General features: G+C 36.9%; 2 protein-coding genes. Both read right to left on the bottom strand.

Annotated features, from left to right (window positions below):
* Positions 1-6: 6 nt before the first annotated feature.
* Positions 7-648 carry a transposase gene (locus GNF10_RS37120; protein ID WP_311774271.1) on the bottom strand — a complete coding sequence of 214 codons (642 nt, stop codon included), beginning with the start codon at positions 646-648 and terminating at the stop codon, positions 7-9.
* The coding region (locus GNF10_RS37115) for an IS630 transposase-related protein (protein ID WP_185582298.1) at positions 567-955 on the bottom strand (389 nt) is incomplete at its 5' end. The genes GNF10_RS37115 and GNF10_RS37120, both read right to left, overlap by 82 nt.

The raw sequence follows: 955 nt of genomic DNA, 5'->3' as shown, positions 1-955 counted from the left end.
CGGCTGTTATGAGGTACAGTAGCAGCAACTAGCAAACCAGTTTCTTAAATGTTGAGGATTTATTAAATCGAGTGCAACTGAGATTAGTTGATCAACCATTTCTGTTGTAGTCGGAGCAAAACTGCGTAAAAAAGATTTAAGCTGTGACCACCATAATTCAATTGGATTAAAATCGGGGGAGTATGAGGATAAACAAATAACTTTCGCACCTACAGCTTCAATCATTGGCACAATTGAATCTAGTTTATGTGCGGATAAATTATCCATTACTAACACTGCTCCTGACCATAAATTTGGCACTAAAAACTTCTCAATAAATAATTCAAACGCAATGCCATCCATTGAACCATTCATTGTCATTAATGCAACTACTTTTTTAAGACTAATTGCTCCAATTACTGTAACTTTTGAGCCTCTATAAAAGGGGTTAAGAGAGTAAGCTCTTGTTCCCATTTGTGAACGGGCATGAGTCCTCGTTAACCCAAGCAGGACACCAGTTTCATCCAAGAATACTAAATTTTCTGGCTCTATATGTTTGACCTTTTCCCAATAATCTAATCTTAAATTTAGGACTCGCTCTGTTCCTGCTTGGGTACTCCGCTTCGTTTTTTTTTCCGATTTAATCCTAATTTCTGTAACGCACGACACATTGCACTTTGACCTACCCAATTACCAGTCTTGTCTGCAAAAAATTCACACAACTCTATCAATGTTGCATCTGGATATGATTCAACTAATTCTCTCAACTCTATATCAGCATTTGTTAAATGGCTAAATTGTGGCTTTCCTCGCGGCTTGGATTGTAAATTTCCTTCAACTTTTTGTTGTTTTACAAGCTTTTGTACTAAACTCTTTGAGACGGAAAAGATGTTAGCCACTTTCCTGATTGAGATGTTTTTCTCAAGATGTGCTGCAACTATTTTTTCTCGAAGATCGACAGAGTAAGACTTCATTT

It is taken from the genome of Nostoc sp. UCD121 (assembly GCF_014222285.1).
In the GTDB taxonomy this organism is placed as follows: Bacteria; Cyanobacteriota; Cyanobacteriia; order Cyanobacteriales; family Nostocaceae; genus Nostoc.
This window is presented reverse-complemented; position numbering and strand designations above follow the sequence as displayed.